This is a genomic window from Sphingomonas sp. LC-1, from assembly GCF_025371035.1.
Taxonomy (GTDB): Bacteria; Pseudomonadota; Alphaproteobacteria; order Sphingomonadales; family Sphingomonadaceae; genus Sphingomonas; species Sphingomonas sanguinis_E.
This window is the reverse complement of the sequence record NZ_JANZXB010000020.1, coordinates 14,549-31,769: the sequence shown is the minus strand read 5'-3', so window position 1 is coordinate 31,769 and position 17,221 is coordinate 14,549. Positions and strand designations below refer to the sequence as shown.

Sequence of the window (17,221 nt, the reverse complement as noted above, 5' to 3'; positions counted from 1 at the left end):
GAGCTACAGGTGCTCGATCGAGACCGATGTTTACGAGATTGGAGGACAAGAGCGAGCCTGGTAGATCGCCATGTTCAATCTTTGTTCTTCAACATGGCCAAAATCGCAGCTTCGGGCCGACTGGGCCAAGATGGGTACCCCCATCAACGTGTCTCTCGGCGATGGGGGCGGTGCAACGGCTGAGAAGTCCCATATTACGCCATTCAGGACGGCCGAAGCCATCCCGCTATCCGATCGTTTTCGAGACGCCGGCAGGCACAGCCTTCGGTTATCCCGTCTGTTGGCGGACATACTCGCCCAGGCCGCGCGCGACGAGTTCGTCGTTGGAGAGGCGAGCGCCCCGCTTCAGGCGCTGATTGCCCAGTTTGCGGCGGTCCAGCTTCGGCCCAGGGGGAACGGGCGAGGGGGCCTTGAACATCCCGCCGGGCTGAGCGGTACGCGCGGGCTCGTGGTTGTTGCGCTTGGCGTGGTGCGGCTGCACCTGCTGGATGGCGTGTGCAAGCGCCAGCGCCGCGTCGAGGTGCTTGTTGTCGATCACCGGCGCCTGGTTCACCCTGCGCATCTTGTCGAAGATCCGATAGGGCAGGGCCTCTCCCTCGTGCTGGATCTCGAGCCGTCCGTCCGGGTACTCGCACACGTCGACCTTCTTGCGCGCGAGCCCCTGAGCGACCGGGGTCGGCTCCAGAATGAACATCGCCTTGTTGTAGTGGAGGGTGAGGGCGCCGGTGACGGTGCGCTTCTCGCGCCATACCATCTCCGCTTCAAGGTTCTCGTGGATGGCCAGCGGCCGATGCAGATCGCGCGGGTCGAAGGGCGCCTTGGCGAACCGCTGGTTGTGCTGCGCCATATAGGAGGGGAGGAAGGCGTTGGCTTGGTCGATGGTGTCAATGCGGTGAAGCCGCATCGCCTTGACGAGGCGATCCTGCAGCGTCGCGTTGGCGCGCTCGACGCGGCCCTTCGCCTGAGGCGAGTTTGCGCAGATCAGGTCGATGTTCAGGCGGTCCAGCGCACGCCCAAGATGAGTCATCCCGTCGCCGTTCGCCGAGGCCGTGTTGTTACGGAAGGCGCTGTGCTTGTCCGTGTAGAAGGCGACCGGCTTGCCGTGCCGTTCGAGATACGTCCGCGTCGCGCGCATGTAGGAGAAGGTGCTTTCGCTCTCGACCATCTCGAGGTGCATCAGTTCGCTCGTGGCGTCGTCGATGAATACCAGGAGCGTGCATTGCGGGCCGCGGTCCTCGAACCACCAATGCTTCGAGCCGTCGACCTGGACCAGCTCGCCGCGACAGTCGCGCCGATAGCGGGGCTGATAGGGGCGAGGGCGCCTGGCGGCGCGGTCCTTCCAAAGGCCGGCTTCCATCATGATCTGCCGCAGCGTCTCGCACGAGAGGCCCAGGCCATGCCGCTCGGCAAGGTACTCGCGCGCGAGCGTCGGCCCGAAGTCGGCATAGTTTTCTCGCACCAGCGCGACCACCTCGGCGCGGAAGGCATCGCTGAAGCGCCGGTTGCTCGGCCGCCCGCGCTTGCGCGACACGAGGCCCGCAGCGCCTTCCTGCCGAAGACGGCCGAGCAGCCGGTAGATTTGCCGCCGCTGGAGGCCCAGCAGCTCCATCGCATCCGCGATCCGGATCTCGCCGCGGTCGAGCCGCATGAGCGTGTCGAACCGGGTGATCTCTGCAGCACTCATCGTCAGCACCGTCATACCATGAGCGTCCTCGTTGCCGAGGAAGGCTATGACACCGACGACCCGCCGACAGGACCGGCAGTGCCGTTTCTATCTAGCAGGATGGTGTCATTTGTATCTGGCGCTTACAGCCTTAGTAGCAAATGCTAGTTCGATAATAATGGTTATGTTAAATATTAACCTGATCGACTACATATCGGGTGGTCGCCAACGCCCCCCTGTCTGATATCATGCTGGTATGAAGGTGTTGCGGAAGGGAGCCCGCCCCCCCCGAGGGTCTGGAGCCCGATAGGGAGCAAGGGTCCCTTCCGCGTTGGTCACAACCCTGAACAGTTGCTTGGGACTGCTGATCCCGCACGACATGGACAGGAGCCTATACCATGCCACAAGCCGTTATCGGCTGCGACCTTTCGCGTGCCGTCATCGACATTTGCGAACTGCCCTCAGGCCGGATCGGGCAGATCGCCAATACATCCGATGCCATCGCCGTTTGGCTCGACACGCTCGACCACGACATCCGCCTTGTCTTCGAGGCCACCAGCGGCTGCGACGGCGAGTTGATCGCCGCGCTGGCGACACGCGGCCATCCCTTCTCGCGCGTCAATCCACGTCAGGCCCGCGAGTTCGCCAGAGCCACCGGCACGCTGGCCAAGACTGACCGCGTCGATGCCCGCGTGCTCGCGCAGATGGGCGCGGCGCTCGACCTGCCAGCCACCATCCCGCTCAGCCCGGCCCGTTCGCGCCTGGCCGATTTCCTGCGTCGCCGCAGACAGTTGGTCAACATTGCGCTCCACCATCGTGCGGAGCTTCAGCATGTCGAACGGGATACCACGATACCCCATGCGGCGCTGGCGAAACAGGATAGGCCCCGGCGAACTCATGCGCACGATCAGTGCCACCACAAGCAGCAGGGGTAGGATCAGGGGCAGGACAACGATACTGGCCGCGATGTCGATGGCGCGTTTGACACTTCGATACCCAAGCGTGAGCACCAGCGAGCCGAAACTGTTTTCCGACAAATGCTCGATCTGGACGCGACCGGTGAGCAATTCGCGCAATTGCTTGGTGTGATAGACCGGTACGCCAGCCAAAGCCGCCTGGGCCAGCATCCGCTCCCATTCCGGCTGATGGTGTGACCGGAGGTCCGCGACGATGGACGCACCAGGATCCTCAGGAAGAATGGGTCGGTCATTCGAATCCATTCGACCGGTGGCGTATCGCCCACGATGCCCGTATTGCCCGTCGGCACATAGTACATGCGTGTCGGCGCGCCGCGTTGGTCGAAATAACCCAGGAGGAATGTCGCACCGACCGTCGCCAGATAGCTCGTGATCAGCATCGACCCGCTATAATTGATCCGCAGCACGAGCAGCAGCGTGACGGCGACCCCGAACGTCGTGGAAAACGACGGCAGGATGTACCCGAACGCCCGCGTACCTGGATACAGCGTTACCCGGCGAAAGAGAAGCAGGGCGGCAACCGCCGCGCAAAGGGATGTGATCTGAGAATTTTGGGTACTGGCCAGCTTGACGGTCAATGTGCCGGTCATGAAAACCGGCGCCAGCAGGGGAACAAAATATGCCGTCAACGCAACGATGATCAAAGGCATAAAGAGTTTAATGCCCGACTGATTGGTCTGTGCCGAACGTCCATGGTCACGGTTAATCAGCATGGGCCGTCACATCCCCCACCACTCCGCAAACTTGTTGAGCATGACAGCCAAAAACTTACGCCTGTGATTTCGAGGCACGCCGCCTATCCGAATAGGCCGATGCTATCAAGCGACAGATACGGTATTCGTGGAAGGCCCGGAGCCGTATTGGGACGGCCGCCACGGCTCGCATCCCAGGCATCGTCGGTTCAAGGTTCCCGAACACTCTCCGGGCGGATTCGCGCAGACGAAAAGGTAATGCGCTCGACCGCCGGCAAGACGTCGGCGTCTTCGCCATTGCCGATCGGGTTCGGCCGACAGGATGATAGCCTGTCTGCAAAGCGCACCTTTTACCGCCGGTCGTACCAGCTCGCTCATCGCATCGGGCCTTTATCACCTCGACGCTTTGAGCGAAAACGGCTAAACGTCAAAACGATTTATCGCAATCGAAATGCAATATGAATATCGAAACGTTTCGTACCAACAAAGTCGGCAACTCTCAAATTGCCTCCACACGAGATAAGAGGGTCATACGCCTTCGCTGTTACCTCGTGCTGCTTATCAGCGACGTAATATCTATTGTGGTATCGTTCGTTGCAGCAAACCAGCTGGTCAACATTCAGGCGCCAACGCAGATTGAACATGGCTTCATCATGCTGGGCGCCATTCTGCCACTCTTCATGATTCAGGCTGGCACCAATGGGACATATGGTGCCGCAACATTGGATAATCCCAGACTTGGATCCCATCGATCAGCCAGGGCACTCCTGATATCGGGGGCAATTATTCTCCTGATTGCCTATATGCTCAAGTCCAGCGCTTCGTTCTCGAGAGGCGTTTTCGTCATAGGCTTCCTGGGATCTTTCGTACTTTTGATCCTCAGTCGTCGAATCCTGCAACCGATGATATCGAACATGCTGGGCGGCTCGGCTCACACCACGATCATCATTTGCGACTCGGTTGACTATTCTCCCCAATCTCATGAGATCGTCATATCGAGCGCCGATCTGGGTTTTGATCCATCGACCAATGACCCAAGAGCATATCACCGGCTATATGAAAGGATCGCTCATGCCGACCGCATGATCGTGGCCTGCGAGGCTGATCGGGCTCCGATATGGGCTCCCGTTCTGCGCAACCTCTCCGTCGACGGCGAAATTCTGACCGACGTCCATGATCAGATCGGTGCCATCAACATGCGCCGCCTGGGTGATCGGTCCACGTTCGTGATCAATTACGGGCCCATGACGCTGTCTGCCCGTATCGCCAAGCGTGCATTCGACCTGATCTTCTCCCTTGCCGCCCTGTTCATCTTGTTTCCGTTGTTTATCATCATCGCGATCATCATCCGTTTAGAGAGTCCGGGACCTGTCTTCTTTCGCCAGGAACGCATCGGATGCGACAATCGTATATTTCGGATATTTAAGTTCAGGAGCATGTATAATCACCAGTCCGATGAACATGGCGCCAAACTTACGCAGATCAACGATGTGCGCGTTACGAAGTCGGGCGATTTCATTCGCCGCACTTCGATCGACGAACTTCCCCAGCTGTTGAACGTCCTAAAGGGCGAAATGAGCATCGTCGGCCCTAGGCCCCATGCCCTGTCGGCAAAGGCTGCCAACATCTTATATTGGGATGTCGATACTCGTTATCGCCAGCGACACGTCATCAAGCCGGGAATGACGGGGCTCGCCCAGGTCCGGGGCTTTCGCGGCAACACCCATCATGTCGAGGATCTGACGAACAGGCTACAGGCGGACCTCGAATATGTCGCCAACTGGTCGTTGAGCAACGACCTTCGGATCATATTGCAGACGGTGAAGGTTATCCGTCACACGAACGCTTATTGAGGGCGCTGGCGATGATATTCGCCGTCGCCTTCGCGGATTGGCGCCATGTAAAAGAGTCTGCGATTTCACGGTTATGGCGAGAGAGCTCTGCCTGCCACGGCGTCGATGGCCCGCAACGTCCCGCCATGTCCCGCAGAGCGCCTACCCAGCCGTCATGATCGTTCGGATGGACGAAAGGAATGAGGGCGCCGGCAGCCACCTCGACCAAGGCATCCGCAGTCGAGGAAATGACGGGGGCGCCAGCGCGCATCGCCTCCAGCAGAGGTAGACCGAACCCTTCGTAGCGGGACGGAACGACGACGAAGCCTGCGGTGGCATACAGATGTGCCAGCTCGGCATCGGCAATCCCTCGCCGGACATTCAGGTTGCAATGATCCTCTAGACGGATCGAGGACCGAAGATCGTCAGCCGGGGTGACCAATGTCAGCTCCCAGCCCTCGATCCGCGCCCGGGTCCAGGCCCTGACGAGCATATCCAAGTTCTTATGCTCTTTTGCGGCCGCGACCATGAGGGCGAAAGGCTTGCGATCGCTTTGTCCGGTGTCGGTAGTCGCCAGATGATCGATACCGTGATGTACCACCGTGGCGGCCTTGGGGGTGCCGACCTGCTCTTCAAAAACCCGCTGGCTGAACCGACTGACAAAGACGACATGCTCGGCGTCTCGGCCTATCTTGCCGAACGTCTGCCGAGCGGCGAAGCGTTTGATGGACGATGCGGGAAATCGAGCGTCAAGATGGATCAGGTCGTGGACGGTTACAACAAATCGCCCCGCCCAACGCATCGGCACCCAGTAATTCGTAAACCAGGTCAGATCATAATCTTGCGCCAGTGAAGGCAACTGGGTCTGCTCGGCAAGGGAGAAGGGGCGGATCGCCGTCTCCAACACGAGGCAATTGCCGTGCGACGCTACGATGGTTCGGGCCAAATCCCCGTCCTGGGGCATCACCAATATCGTGAAGGTGATCTCCGGTAACCGGCTTGTGATGACCGGAACGATGTTGCGCACATATCGCCCAATTCCGGATCCCCAAGGAAGGCGTGCATCGATGAGGACAGACGTGGCTTTCACGATATGGCGCTCCGCCGGATCTTTCGACGAACAACTTCGGCGGGAGGTTGGAACTCGGCCAGTGAAGCCTTGTGACTTCGTTCGATCGATATCGCGCCGAGCGCCAATCCCATGACAACCCAGGGATATGCAAAGTTAAGCTGAACGCCAAACAGCGCCGCGAGAAGCGGATAACAACTTATCAAAAATATCCATGCCCTGGATTTCATCGCCTGTATCACGGGATAAGCATACATATACAATACAAACAGGGTAAGCGGAATACCCAACTCTGCCAGATATCCCAGCAGGCCGAGACCGTGAAGGTCCCAAAGCTCAGTTCTTGGCAAGCCAAGAAGAATGTTAGGATCGTTTCTAACAAGACTATAATTTCCGATCCCTACTCCGAGAAACGGATGGGCCTCGACGATACGCGGTAAGATCACAGATGCCATGAGGCGCCCGTTGACGAGGTTGCCGTCCGTCGACCTTTCGTAAGCCTCTGCACGAAAGTTGACGAGATTGGAGTAATATCCGTTGATGCCCTCGACGAGATTGCTGGCGATCGCGATCGGAAGAACCAATGCGAGTGCTACCAGGATCAAACTCGCTCGCCTCTGCTGCAGAAAGCCGAAGGAGGTCAGCAGCAGGATTACCAATACCGCGGCCTTGGATTGAGAACCGACGATCGCCAGGGATATGACCGCGATACTGATCCAGAAGCTGCGCCGGGAGATATAATGCAGAACGGGGCCACGAATATATTGTATCAGGGCACCACCCGCCAAATAGACGCCGAGCGGCCCCCCTTCATTGAAGAAGCCAGCAATGCGCGGCAGACGCCCGCCTAGCGTTATGCCCGGGACATCCAGCCCGGCGAAATGAAGACCGAATGCTGCAATTCCCCAACCGGCATTCGCCAATGCCGCCCAACCATAAGCCGCCAGCACCAATTTGAATTGCCGGGGATTGTTGCGAATTCCGAGCGCGACGATGAACAGGGACGACACCGATATCACGACCTCGACCAATCGCGCGATGGTCGCAAACGGGGGGGTTTTGATGATGCTGATGTTGCTTGGCGGATAAAATTGCAGGCGCAGTGACAGAAAAGAACCGCAAGCGATGAGGGCGAGCATCACCAGCATGCGTGGCAATAGCTGGATGATGACTGCCGGGCCTTCAATCCGCGCCTGCTGTTGCGGCTGCAAAAAAGAAAGCGCCAGGGCAATCACGATCGCAAATTCCACACTTTGAATGTCGCCGATCCTCACGTCCGTGAAACCGGACAAAAAGGCAATCAAAGCTGCGAGAGTAGGAAGCATACAGGATTCAAACCGTTTTGACGGGTACTGCGATGCCGTGTTTGGCAAGGGCCTTCACCATCCCTGCCGTGAAGGCTTGGCGATCAAAGCGACGGGCGTTGGCGATACAGGCTGTTCGACATTTGCCGGGCATTGCGGATGCCTCGAATGTGCGCACCGCATTCAAAAGACCGTCCTTGCTGTCCTCGTCGTACAAAAGCCCGGTCACGCCCGGCACGACGGTCTCCAATGCTCCTCCCCGAGCAAGCGCTATGACGGGACGCCCCGATGCCTGTACCTCGACCGGAACCATGCCGAAGTCTTCCTCGCCCGGAAAGATCAGCGCCCGGCATCGCGCCATGTGATCGCGCAGCATGTCGAACGATGCTTTGCCCAGGAACGTCACATTCGTGCCTGCGCGTTGCTTGAGACGGTCCAGTTCCTCTCCGCCCCCGATCACGACCAGAGGGAGGCCCAGTTCGGTAAATGCATCTATTGCGAGGTCCGGCCGCTTGTAACCCACCAATTCGCCGCACCACAGATAGAATTCTTCTGGGGCCAGCAAGGATCCCGGCATGAACGCATCGACATCAATCGGCGGATGAACGATATCTGCCGAACGGCCATAGGCCTTCATCAAACGCTTGGCCACAAAACCGGAATTGGCGACGAAACCATCGACCCGCACGGCGGATGTTGTATCCCACAGCCGAAGATAATGGGCCAGGAGGGGCATGAACAGTTTCGTTACCCGACCAGCCGAATTCCGATAAAAATGATACTTGTCCCAGATGTAGCGCATCGGCGAATGACAATATACGATCTGCACCGCATCAGGTCGCACGACGACGCCCTTGGCCGGACCGGCTTCACTGCAGATCACCAGATCATAATCGGAAAGATCGAGCCCCTCCAATGCCAACGGCATAAGCGGCAGGTATTTCTGATACCACCGAACGGCGCGCGGCAGCTTTCCGATGAATGTCGTGACAATGCGATGCCGCAGAAGTTTTTGGGAAAGCTTCGCCTGATCGACCACATGCGTGTAGATGTCCGCCTCCGGGAACATCTCGCATAACTCCTCGAGCACGCGCTCGCCGCCTCTCATGTTGACCAGCCAATAATGGACCAAGGCCACACGGCGCGGTGTTCGAAGAGAAGCAGGAAAAGAGGCCGACATTGTGGCCGGGCTGGTGGTCACGAGTTGATCCGCTCGAGTTTGATGGAACGCATAATAACCGACGTTGCGGACGATCCGTTCTGGACCAGTCCGTAGATCTGCAATTCGGGATAGCTGCACGTCAGCGGCCCATTGCTCACAAACTGGACCTGGTTGCGCGTCGAAGGCTTGACGGCCGTGAAATTGACGACCGTTCCGTTGGCACAGGCAAAGCGAAAACCCAGTCGATCCCCCATTTGCGTCGCAGGATGATCCGCCACGACAATGATACGATAACGTCCAGGCGTGGCACTCGTAAGCTGGCTGGCCAGTGCCGGCGCTCCCCGGCCATTCCAGTCGATACTCAGAAACGTACCATGTTCGTCACGGCCGGCATCGGTGAAATAACCGCTTCCGCTACCCAGTTGCCACTCGAACGGGATCGGCAAGGCATCGGTCTGTGTCGGACGTGACGCCTTGAGAAAATTAGCGTCGTCGAGCGGGCGCATGACGGCGCCGTCCTGCGCCTGCCAGAGCTCAAAGGCCTGCGGGGCTGCGCCCATCCCGATGAGCTTGGGCAGGATCGGGGCGATCTCGTTGCGACTCAGCTGGCCACCCGTACGCTGCACGCTGCGCATGACCAGAAAGCGGCCTTCGATTTCGGCCGGTCGGCTCAGATCCGATGCCGACTGAAAATAATATTTGCTCCAGGACGGCCTGTTCTTCAGCCTTTGGATCAGGAGCGCCCGGAACGATGCGTCCGTCGTCATCAGGTTGAGAATGGGATAGATCTGGCCCAGCAACTTCTCACGACGCAGCAGAGCGTCCAGCGTATCCATCATCATGGGCAGATCGCCAACCGTCCCCGCGCGCCACAGCATGTTCTGCAAGGCGCTGTTGTTGCGCCAGCCAAGCTGTCGCAGCAACAGGATCTGCTGCATCGCCTGCCGGGTATCCCCGGTCGCGCGCATCTGCGCGGCGATGACGCCGTTCACGGCCTGTTGGCTCAAGGGATCCGCGGCAAGCGCAGACACATATTGGAGCGCGGATGCTCCCTCGGGCCGCTTTTGCTGCTGGACGCCAATGAGATTGGCGTCCTTACCCATGGACAGAAGTGTGACCTGCCCGGTCATGCTGACATAATAGACAAGTGCCACGATCAGGGATGCCGCAAGCACGAGCGAAAGAATCGATCGTCGAACTATCGACACATCCCTGTCCTTCATCGTCATGACTCGTACCGATACTCATATGAATAGTCATGGCCATAGCCATAGCCCAGGCGACCCGGATCATATTTCGTCAGAAGCGCCCCGGCCAGATTGCCATGACCGCGACGCAGACGAGCCAGAGCATTGGTCGCGCCACGGATGGAGTTCCGGCCGGCCTCGATGACAAACACGGTCGCCTCGACTTCGCTGGAAAGGATGATCGCATCCGCGATACCCAGCACAGGCGCGGAGTCGATCAACACGACGTCGTACCGTGTCGTCTGCTCATCAATCAGCTTCATGAAAAGCGGGCTGTTGACCAGCTCGGAGGGGTTGGGCGGAATATCGCCCGCCGGAAGCAGATAGATACCATCACCGCGCGGCGCCTGGATGGCCTGGTCGATAGGGACCAGCCCGGCCAGCACGGCACTAAGGCCATTTTGGTTCTTGGCGCCAAACAGGCGATGCGCATTGGGACGGCGAAGGTCGGCATCGACGATGAGGACGGTGCGGCCCAGCCGCGCCAGGCTGAGGGCCAAGGCATGGCACGAGGAGGACTTGCCTTCACCGGCTTGGCTGGACGTGAACAAGACCGTCTTGGGCATCCCGCCTTCGGCAAGCGCTAAGGCAGTACGCACGCTGTTGAAGGCCTCGCTAACGGCCGATTTCGGATCGGCGATCTCCTGCTCGATATCGTCGGCGTCCGGCACGCTTCCCAGCAAGGGCAAGCGCAGCCGTTCGGTGACGTCGTCGGGAATGCGCACCGCGTCGAACAACTGTTCACGCAACACCACACAGACGAAGGACAGAAGCATGCCCACGAAAATGGCCAGTGCCAGGATCAGGGGCAGCTTGGGCCAGGACGGCGCTTCGCTGATCTGCGCCGCATCGACGATGCTCAGATTGTTGGTCTGCACGCCGGCTTCGGCGTTGAGCGCATTGTACCGACGCAGCAGCGAGTCATATTGCTGGCGGCTCGTATCCGCCTCACGGCGAAGGATGGACAGCTGAATGCCCTTGCTCTGCTCGTCGAGAGTCGTGGTTTTCAGGCTATCGATCTGATTGGCCAGCGTCCGCTCGCGGCTCAAGGCGACGTCATATTGCCCCTTGACCGTATCGCGAACGTTCCCTGCGATCGTGGCGATCTGGCGATCATATTCGCGTCCCTGAGCCGCGGCCTCCTGGACGGTGGGATAATCAGCCTGCCGCGTGCTGAGCTGCTGGCGATAGACCGCCGCAACCTGGGCGCGCTGCTGGAGCAGCGATTGCACGGCCGGGTTCTGCAGGACCTCAGGAATTTTGAGATCCGGCAGACGGCGGGTCCGCTCCCATTTCTGCTCGGCGGCAATGCGGTCGGCGACGGCATTGGAATAGGCCTGGTTCAGCTGAACCAGCTGAGCCGACAACAACGACTGGGGCGCACCGGCGGTGCCGCCTGCCGCATTGCTCGGATCGACGAGGCGAAGACGACGCGCATAGCCCAGCGCCAGACGCTCCGCACGTTCCAGCCTCTGTTGCGCCTCCCCCAACTGATTACGCAGGAAGTCCAGCGCGTAGGCCGAGCTGTCAAATTTGCGCGACAGGTTGTTGCGGATGAACGCATCCGCATAGGCGTTGGCCACCTTTGCCGACAAACGAGGATCGGGGCTGACGAAAGTCAGGTCGGCGATCCGGGTGTTGCCGGAATATTCCACATCGACATGCGCGATCAGCGCCTGCTCGACCTGCTCGCGGTGGATCTGCTGAAGGGACTGGTTGGGAGTGCCTCCTTCGGCGGGGCGGATCTTCATCGCCTCGAGAAAGGCATCCCCGCGATACAGTCCGAGATTTTCCGCGACGGTCGCCGCTACGCCTCGGCTCTTGATGATTTCGAGCTGGGTCTGAAGGAACCGCTCCGCATCGTTTTTCGAAGCGGCGCCTTCACGATCTGCTTCGGTTCCCAGGACCTTTTCGGCTTCCTGTCGAACCTCGATCGACACCTCGCTCTTGTAGAGCTTGGTCGCCAGCAACGAATAGGCGACGGCAACGCCGATGCAGGCCGCCATGATAAGGGCGATCCAGACGCGGGACCGATAAATCCCGGCCCAGACCTCCCTTATGCTGAAGGCCTTGGTTCCGTTCGCGGCACGTGTCTCTGGCGGAATTTCGAAGCCAGCGTCAGGGGCTGTATTGGTCTTCATCTCAGAAAGCCTGTCGAAATTAGCGCAGAGCGACGAAAAGGGCCGCGGCACTGGGCAGCGTACTGACGATATTGCGGAAGAACGCTGCGGCGTAATTGAACCCAACGACGACCGTATCACGCTGCCGCAACTTGAAATCAGGCGCCCGTCCGGCGCGAATGTCATTCATGTCGAAGCGCGCGGCGTAACGCTGGCCGTTGATGTCCCGAAAGACGACGATTTCGTTCATCTTGGCAAATTGCGAACCACCGCCAGCCAAGGCCAGAGCCTGCGACAGCATGAGCTCTCCGGGAATGTCATAGATACCCGGCTTGGTCACGGCACCGTCGACGGTGACCGTATAGTTGGTCGCCGCCACGACCGACACGGCCGTCTTGGCATTGCGCAGATACCGGGCGTTCAGCCGTGCATCGATCTCGCTGGCCAGCTGGCTGGCGGTCTTGCCCGAGGCGGGCAGCGTCCCGATCAGCGGCATCGCGATCGTACCGCCGCTCGATACGGGCAGCTTTTCGAATGTCAGCCCCGGCTCGTTGAAGACCGACACCATCAGGATGTCGCTTGGCCCGATCTGATACTCTTGCAGTTCGGAAGGCTGCGGGGCAGGTGGAGCGGACTGCGCCACAGGAAAGGCGGATGCCCCACTCGGAAGGTCCGAATGAGCCGCACAGGATGAAAGCAAGACGGCTGCGCTGACCGCCAAAACGCACCTGAGAATCACTCGATATTCCCTTGGAGGAGAAAAACGTGAACCCGCTGCGTCCATCGAGCCGAACGAAATCAGCACCACCGACCGTCAGGCCCGCTTGCGACGCATGAGACCCGTCGAAGCTGATAAGTCGCCGCGTATAACCAATATGACCGCCAAGGCAAGGATCGGGAGCACGGCGGGGCGGCGGAGGGGATAGTCCACCCCGCTGTGAAGTGCGACGACCGCCAACATCAGCACTCCGAAAAAGACGGGCAGCCGTCGTTCCCGAACACTCAGACGCCATATCGACACCCCCCGCCAGATCAGTCCCGCCAGCAGAACCAGCAGGACGAAAGTTCCGATCAAGCCGGTTTCCATGACGATCTGGACATAATCGTTGTGAAGCTGGTTCACGATCGTGGGCTTGACCAGGGACAGGCTTTCATGCGCCGCGTACAGGGTGCTGAAGCTGCCGATCCCGGATCCATATATCCAATATGTGTCGATAAGCGGCTTGCTGCTCCACAAAAACTGCCAACGAAGATCATCGTCGACCGCATTGAACCGGGTGAAGAGCTGTTCGAAGGCGTGGCTTTGGCTGACGAACAGCAATGCGATGATGCCGAACGCCGCAATTCCCACGACATATATGGGCTTTACCGCGCGAATGTAGCATATGCCGAGCAACAGGGCGGTCAGCAGGCCGAGCCCGATGCCTGCACGACTGTTGGTGGTGACGATGGCAACCAGGATGATGCCGATATAGAGACCGAGCCACGTCCGTGTCCCTTCGGGATGGGCGCGGTTGCCCAGCAGATACGCCATGATCGGCATGGAGGCCGCCAACACCATCGCGGCATGGTTCTTGTTGGCGTAAAAGCCGATCAGCGCGCCGTGATCCGACGCATCGTAGAATTGCAGGATACGCCCGCCCGATGCGACCTGAAACAATCCGATGACGATATTGGCGGCGACAATGGCCATGACGAACCAGGCGATACGCCGGATGGCCCGTTCGGGCAGCGCCAAGAGCAACATGATCAGGGCAACGAAGCCGATGCCGATCACCGCCGCGCCCGCCGTATAGGCCGGGGTAAGACTGAGAGGTTGCCAGCTATCGGCCAGCCCGACGAGCGACAGGGTTTCGATCCGCAATTCCTGGCCCGGAAGGGCATGCCATATCGATGGCGGCAACGGCACCAGCTGAAGCAGCGGCAAGATCGCTAGGCCGAGCAGACCGCACCGGAGCAACAAGGGCTGCTCCTTCACGCCAGCGCCCCCATTGGCGAAAGGAAGCGCCGCCAGCAGGCCGAGACCTGCCAATCCGATGAGGATCGTCACGACCATGCCAGGTATCGGGCCGCCCAGGATCATCATGACCGCAATCGCAATCATGGCGACGATCGTCGCGCCGGAAAGACCTTCTGCCGTCCGAACCCCGTGAAATACCCCCTTCAGACGCACCAACCCATGACGGCCACGAGGAAGTCTGCGCCCCTTTGAACTTCGGCGGCCGGACGATCTTGCGGATATTGCCTTCACGTTCATTCCTCGATCTCGATTCGAACCGGCCGCCAGGCATGAGCGACGTAACGCCATCCCATGATCGCTTGACGGCCACCGCCGGGCCTCGGCTTCATCGGCGCTTCGACATTAGCCATCAGATTGACGCTCCAGGCTCCTTGCGTCCCCGCTATGGTCGGTGAGCCCCAGCCCGTCACGCCTTTTTCGACAATGGCCGTATCCTCGGCCCGTGCGTCATGCACCGCGCCATCGACGCCCAGCTGTCCCGCTATCACCCCCGCAAGCCGCAGGCTTGCGCGACGGAGCGACACATTCCCCTCGATCCGGGAGGAAGTATCCACGCCGAGAAACTGGTCCCGACAGACCAGCATTCCATCCTTTGCGGTCAGCCGGCTGTTGTTGGTCAGATGGAGCGCGCGTAGTCGGCCGCCAGCGGCGATGGTCGCCGATGCGACACGGGTGGCGTTCAGGACGAGCTCCCCCTGGTCGACGCCATCCTGGGGCACGAGTTCACCGACCGCGCATCCCGTCAGGGTCGACCATTGCCCGGGCGACATGAAACCGACCTCCAACCGGCCGATCTGACAGCCGATCAGGTTCCAGCCGGCCCCCAGGGCGCACAGCGATATCACCCCGCCGACGATGTTGACGATACCGTTCTGATTGGGGGCAGGCTGCAGGACCGCGCCGGGGTTGTGAAATGTGATCGTCCCGCCACTGGCATTGACGATGACGCGGATTTCACCCTCGGCCCGCAAATTCCGCACATCCATCTGATTGCCGATGATCGACACGCTGGCATGGGCCGGGTCCAATGCCGTCAGCCGTGCGGAATCATAGATGCAGGATCCCCCGAACAGCCATGTCGGCATGGAGCCGGATGGGATCGCTCGCTCGCTGTGGATTTTCGAAAAGGTGCAGGACAGCGTACCGGGATCGATGCGGATCGCTCCACCGATCGACTGCTCGACATGAAGCCGAACCCAGGTCGTCTCGTTGCAGCTCCGCCGCGCATCGCCCACCACCTCGAAGGCATATACGCCTTCGCGACCGCATCGCTCGACGCTGACGGAAAGAAACGTGCAATCCCAGCACTGGGTATGGCGGATTCCGTAGCCGGCCAGATTGTGAACGCGGACCCATCGGACGTTCGCCATGGCGAACGGAGCATCGTTGGTGCCGAAATCGATGCCGTTTATCCGGGCACGACGGTCACCGGCTATCCGGCCGCTGTCCTCGATATCTGCACGCCCCTCGCCCGTGATCGTCAAGCAGAAATCGGGGACACTGCCCGACACCGTCAGCACGGTGTATCCCGTTCCAGAGGCGATGAAACCCGGCGCGCCCTCGCCTCCGTAACTGGCCGTGTCGAAGACGATGCCCACCCCGCGGCTGACCAGCGGCCCCGTGATGCGGACGGTCAACTGCCCGAAATAGGCAATCCGGCCGCCCTGCCTGGCACACGCATCCAGCAGGGCCCGGACGGCTTTGGTATCATCGGCATGACCATCGCCGATCACGCCATGGGCTCGGGCATCCAGGGCGAGCATGTCGGTCACCGAACCCAGACTGCCCCGCTTCGTCCCGACGCCGTCGGCCCCTTGCGATGCGGCCAGTTCGGCGAAGGACGCCAACGGCTTTGCCCTAGGGGCGGACGCCGTTCCGTGCGCGGGATGGTCGGCGACCAGTGGCACGGCGAGCAATCCTCCCGCTGATCCCAGGATCGCACGACGACTCGGCTTGATGCTGTTTTCGGAGGCCATGCGACTCCATAACGTTTATGCTGCGGCCGGGCGACCCGCATTGCACCCTTGGCAGCCGCGCCCGTTGCAAGTGACCGGAATTTGAGCGAGAAGCCCGCTCGGCGCGGTCAGGCGCTTGTCAGTCGGAGCGCGTGAATGTCACATGAATTCGTAATATACTTGCCGGTGCGAAACGGCGGGCATCATGTCGATATCGCCATCCGCAGTGTTCTGGCGCAATCGCACAAGAACTGGCGATTGATAATCCTCGAAAATGCCAGCACCGACGGCACGCCCGAGCGCCTTGCCGCCTATGACGACCCGCGTATCTCTATCATTCCGGCGGATCGTCCCCTCTCGATGTGGGAGAACTGGCATCGGGCGCATGACCTGATGGCCGACGAGCCCGACGACCGACTGACCACCATATTGGGCCATGACGATGTCTTTCACCCCGACTTTCTGAGCGACATCGCCGCCTTGGTCGACATGTATCCCGATGCCTCTTTGTATCAGACGCTGTTCGACATGATCGACGAGAATGACGGGAAGGTCCGGCCCTGCCGCCCCGTGCCGGATCGCGAGAGCTGGACATCGATGCTCGGCGGCCTGCTCTGGTATCTACGGGACAGCTTCGGCACCGGCTATGTCTTCCGCGCCGGCGATTATCGCCGGGTCGGCGGCATTCCCGACCTGCCGATGCTGCTCTTCTCCGACTGGCTCGTCTTCGTCCGGCTCGCGCGCCTTTCCTACAAGGCCTCGACCCTGTCCAACCGCTTTTCCTATCGTCGGCACACGGCCAGTACCTCCGGCACCCCCAGTCGCGAGAAGCACCGGGCCCATCTCGTCAGCATGTGGCACTTCATCCGCCTGGTACGCTCGGAATTTGCTGAATTCGCCACGACCGATGCGGGCCGTGCGGGCATCGCCGCCCTGCTGGCGCGCGAGTTGTCGCTGCTCACCGTGCCGGTGATCCGGCGGACATTTTCGGCCGAAGATCGCCCCAAGCTGACCGAACTGCTAGAAACCTATGACGAGATGGCGGAAGGGGTGTCCGCAAATACCCTGGTCGGCCAACCCTTTCGCCCGTCGGGCATCTTCATCACGATCCGCCGCTTCAACGCCGCCCAAGCCTATCTGCGATATCAGTATTGGGGCCGCTTCCGGCGCAAGTAAGCCT

Annotated in this window: 12 protein-coding genes and 1 pseudogene; 3 read left to right on the top strand and 10 right to left on the bottom strand. The window is 60.2% G+C overall.

Annotation, left to right across the window (positions count from 1 at the left end; all coding sequences use genetic code 11):
• Positions 1-268 precede the first annotated feature (268 nt).
• Positions 269-1,699, bottom strand: a complete 1,431-nt coding sequence (locus NZL82_RS18685; protein WP_261271224.1) for an ISNCY family transposase — start codon at positions 1,697-1,699, stop codon at positions 269-271.
• Between the two features lie 362 nt (positions 1,700-2,061).
• Between NZL82_RS18685 and NZL82_RS19885 the strand changes: the two genes are divergently transcribed.
• On the top strand, positions 2,062-2,598 hold the full coding sequence (locus NZL82_RS19885; protein WP_405051394.1) for a transposase: 537 nt from the start codon (positions 2,062-2,064) through the stop codon (positions 2,596-2,598).
• On the opposite strand, the pseudogene NZL82_RS19880 reads toward NZL82_RS19885, so the two are convergent.
• Positions 2,500-2,790 (bottom strand): annotated as a pseudogene (locus NZL82_RS19880) (sugar transferase); the annotation flags it as partial. The gene NZL82_RS19885 and the pseudogene NZL82_RS19880 sit on opposite strands and share 99 nt — an antisense overlap.
• Before the next feature lie 1,000 nt (positions 2,791-3,790).
• Here NZL82_RS19880 and NZL82_RS18675 point away from each other — a divergent pair.
• Positions 3,791-5,185, top strand: a complete 1,395-nt coding sequence (locus NZL82_RS18675) for a sugar transferase (RefSeq protein ID WP_261271222.1) — start codon at positions 3,791-3,793, stop codon at positions 5,183-5,185.
• Here NZL82_RS18675 and NZL82_RS18670 read toward each other — a convergent pair.
• The 8 genes from NZL82_RS18670 to NZL82_RS18635 all read right to left on the bottom strand — a co-directional run bounded on the left by NZL82_RS18670 (position 5,160) and on the right by NZL82_RS18635 (position 16,062).
• Positions 5,160-6,254 (bottom strand): glycosyltransferase family 1 protein, encoded by a 1,095-nt coding sequence (locus NZL82_RS18670; RefSeq protein WP_261271221.1) that lies wholly within the window; start codon positions 6,252-6,254, stop codon positions 5,160-5,162. The genes NZL82_RS18675 and NZL82_RS18670 overlap by 26 nt on opposite strands.
• Positions 6,251-7,558, bottom strand: coding sequence for a hypothetical protein (locus NZL82_RS18665; protein ID WP_261271220.1), 1,308 nt, complete (start codon positions 7,556-7,558; stop codon positions 6,251-6,253). The genes NZL82_RS18670 and NZL82_RS18665 overlap by 4 nt, the downstream gene beginning before the upstream one ends.
• Positions 7,559-7,565: 7 nt before the next feature.
• Positions 7,566-8,738, bottom strand: coding sequence for a glycosyltransferase (locus NZL82_RS18660; RefSeq protein WP_261271219.1), 1,173 nt, complete (start codon positions 8,736-8,738; stop codon positions 7,566-7,568).
• Positions 8,735-9,928, bottom strand: coding sequence for a hypothetical protein (locus NZL82_RS18655; RefSeq protein ID WP_261271218.1), 1,194 nt, complete (start codon positions 9,926-9,928; stop codon positions 8,735-8,737). Before NZL82_RS18655 ends, NZL82_RS18660 begins: the two co-directional genes overlap by 4 nt.
• A complete protein-coding gene (locus NZL82_RS18650; protein WP_261271226.1) occupies positions 9,925-12,087 on the bottom strand; it encodes a polysaccharide biosynthesis tyrosine autokinase in 2,163 nt (720 codons plus the stop codon). Before NZL82_RS18650 ends, NZL82_RS18655 begins: the two co-directional genes overlap by 4 nt.
• A 19-nt stretch (positions 12,088-12,106) precedes the next feature.
• Complete coding sequence (locus NZL82_RS18645; protein WP_261271217.1) at positions 12,107-12,709, bottom strand: polysaccharide biosynthesis/export family protein; 603 nt, start codon at positions 12,707-12,709, stop codon at positions 12,107-12,109.
• A 171-nt stretch (positions 12,710-12,880) separates the two neighbouring features.
• The gene (locus NZL82_RS18640; RefSeq protein ID WP_261271216.1) at positions 12,881-14,170 is read right to left on the bottom strand and encodes an O-antigen ligase; all 1,290 of its coding nucleotides are present in this window, start codon (positions 14,168-14,170) and stop codon (positions 12,881-12,883) included.
• Positions 14,171-14,319: 149 nt separating this feature from the next.
• Positions 14,320-16,062, bottom strand: a complete 1,743-nt coding sequence (locus NZL82_RS18635) for a hypothetical protein (RefSeq protein ID WP_261271215.1) — start codon at positions 16,060-16,062, stop codon at positions 14,320-14,322.
• 135 nt (positions 16,063-16,197) lie between these two features.
• Here NZL82_RS18635 and NZL82_RS18630 point away from each other — a divergent pair, with 135 nt between their 5' ends.
• On the top strand, positions 16,198-17,217 hold the full coding sequence (locus tag NZL82_RS18630; RefSeq protein WP_261271214.1) for a glycosyltransferase family 2 protein: 1,020 nt from the start codon (positions 16,198-16,200) through the stop codon (positions 17,215-17,217).
• The last annotated feature ends 4 nt before the right edge of the window (positions 17,218-17,221 follow it).

What these genes read in the sequence shown, in the direction of transcription:
- NZL82_RS18685 (WP_261271224.1), bottom strand. Translation starts at nt 1,699, where the DNA reads ATGACGGTGCTGACGATGAGTGCTGCAGAGATCACCCGGTTCGACACG.
- NZL82_RS19885 (WP_405051394.1), top strand. Translation starts at nt 2,062, where the DNA reads ATGCCACAAGCCGTTATCGGCTGCGACCTTTCGCGTGCCGTCATCGAC.
- NZL82_RS18675 (WP_261271222.1), top strand. Translation starts at nt 3,791, where the DNA reads ATGAATATCGAAACGTTTCGTACCAACAAAGTCGGCAACTCTCAAATT.
- NZL82_RS18665 (WP_261271220.1), bottom strand. Translation starts at nt 7,558, where the DNA reads ATGCTTCCTACTCTCGCAGCTTTGATTGCCTTTTTGTCCGGTTTCACG.
- NZL82_RS18655 (WP_261271218.1), bottom strand. Translation starts at nt 9,928, where the DNA reads ATGACGATGAAGGACAGGGATGTGTCGATAGTTCGACGATCGATTCTT.
- NZL82_RS18650 (WP_261271226.1), bottom strand. Translation starts at nt 12,087, where the DNA reads ATGAAGACCAATACAGCCCCTGACGCTGGCTTCGAAATTCCGCCAGAG.
- NZL82_RS18640 (WP_261271216.1), bottom strand. Translation starts at nt 14,170, where the DNA reads ATGATTGCGATTGCGGTCATGATGATCCTGGGCGGCCCGATACCTGGC.
- NZL82_RS18635 (WP_261271215.1), bottom strand. Translation starts at nt 16,062, where the DNA reads ATGGCCTCCGAAAACAGCATCAAGCCGAGTCGTCGTGCGATCCTGGGA.
- NZL82_RS18630 (WP_261271214.1), top strand. Translation starts at nt 16,198, where the DNA reads ATGTCACATGAATTCGTAATATACTTGCCGGTGCGAAACGGCGGGCAT.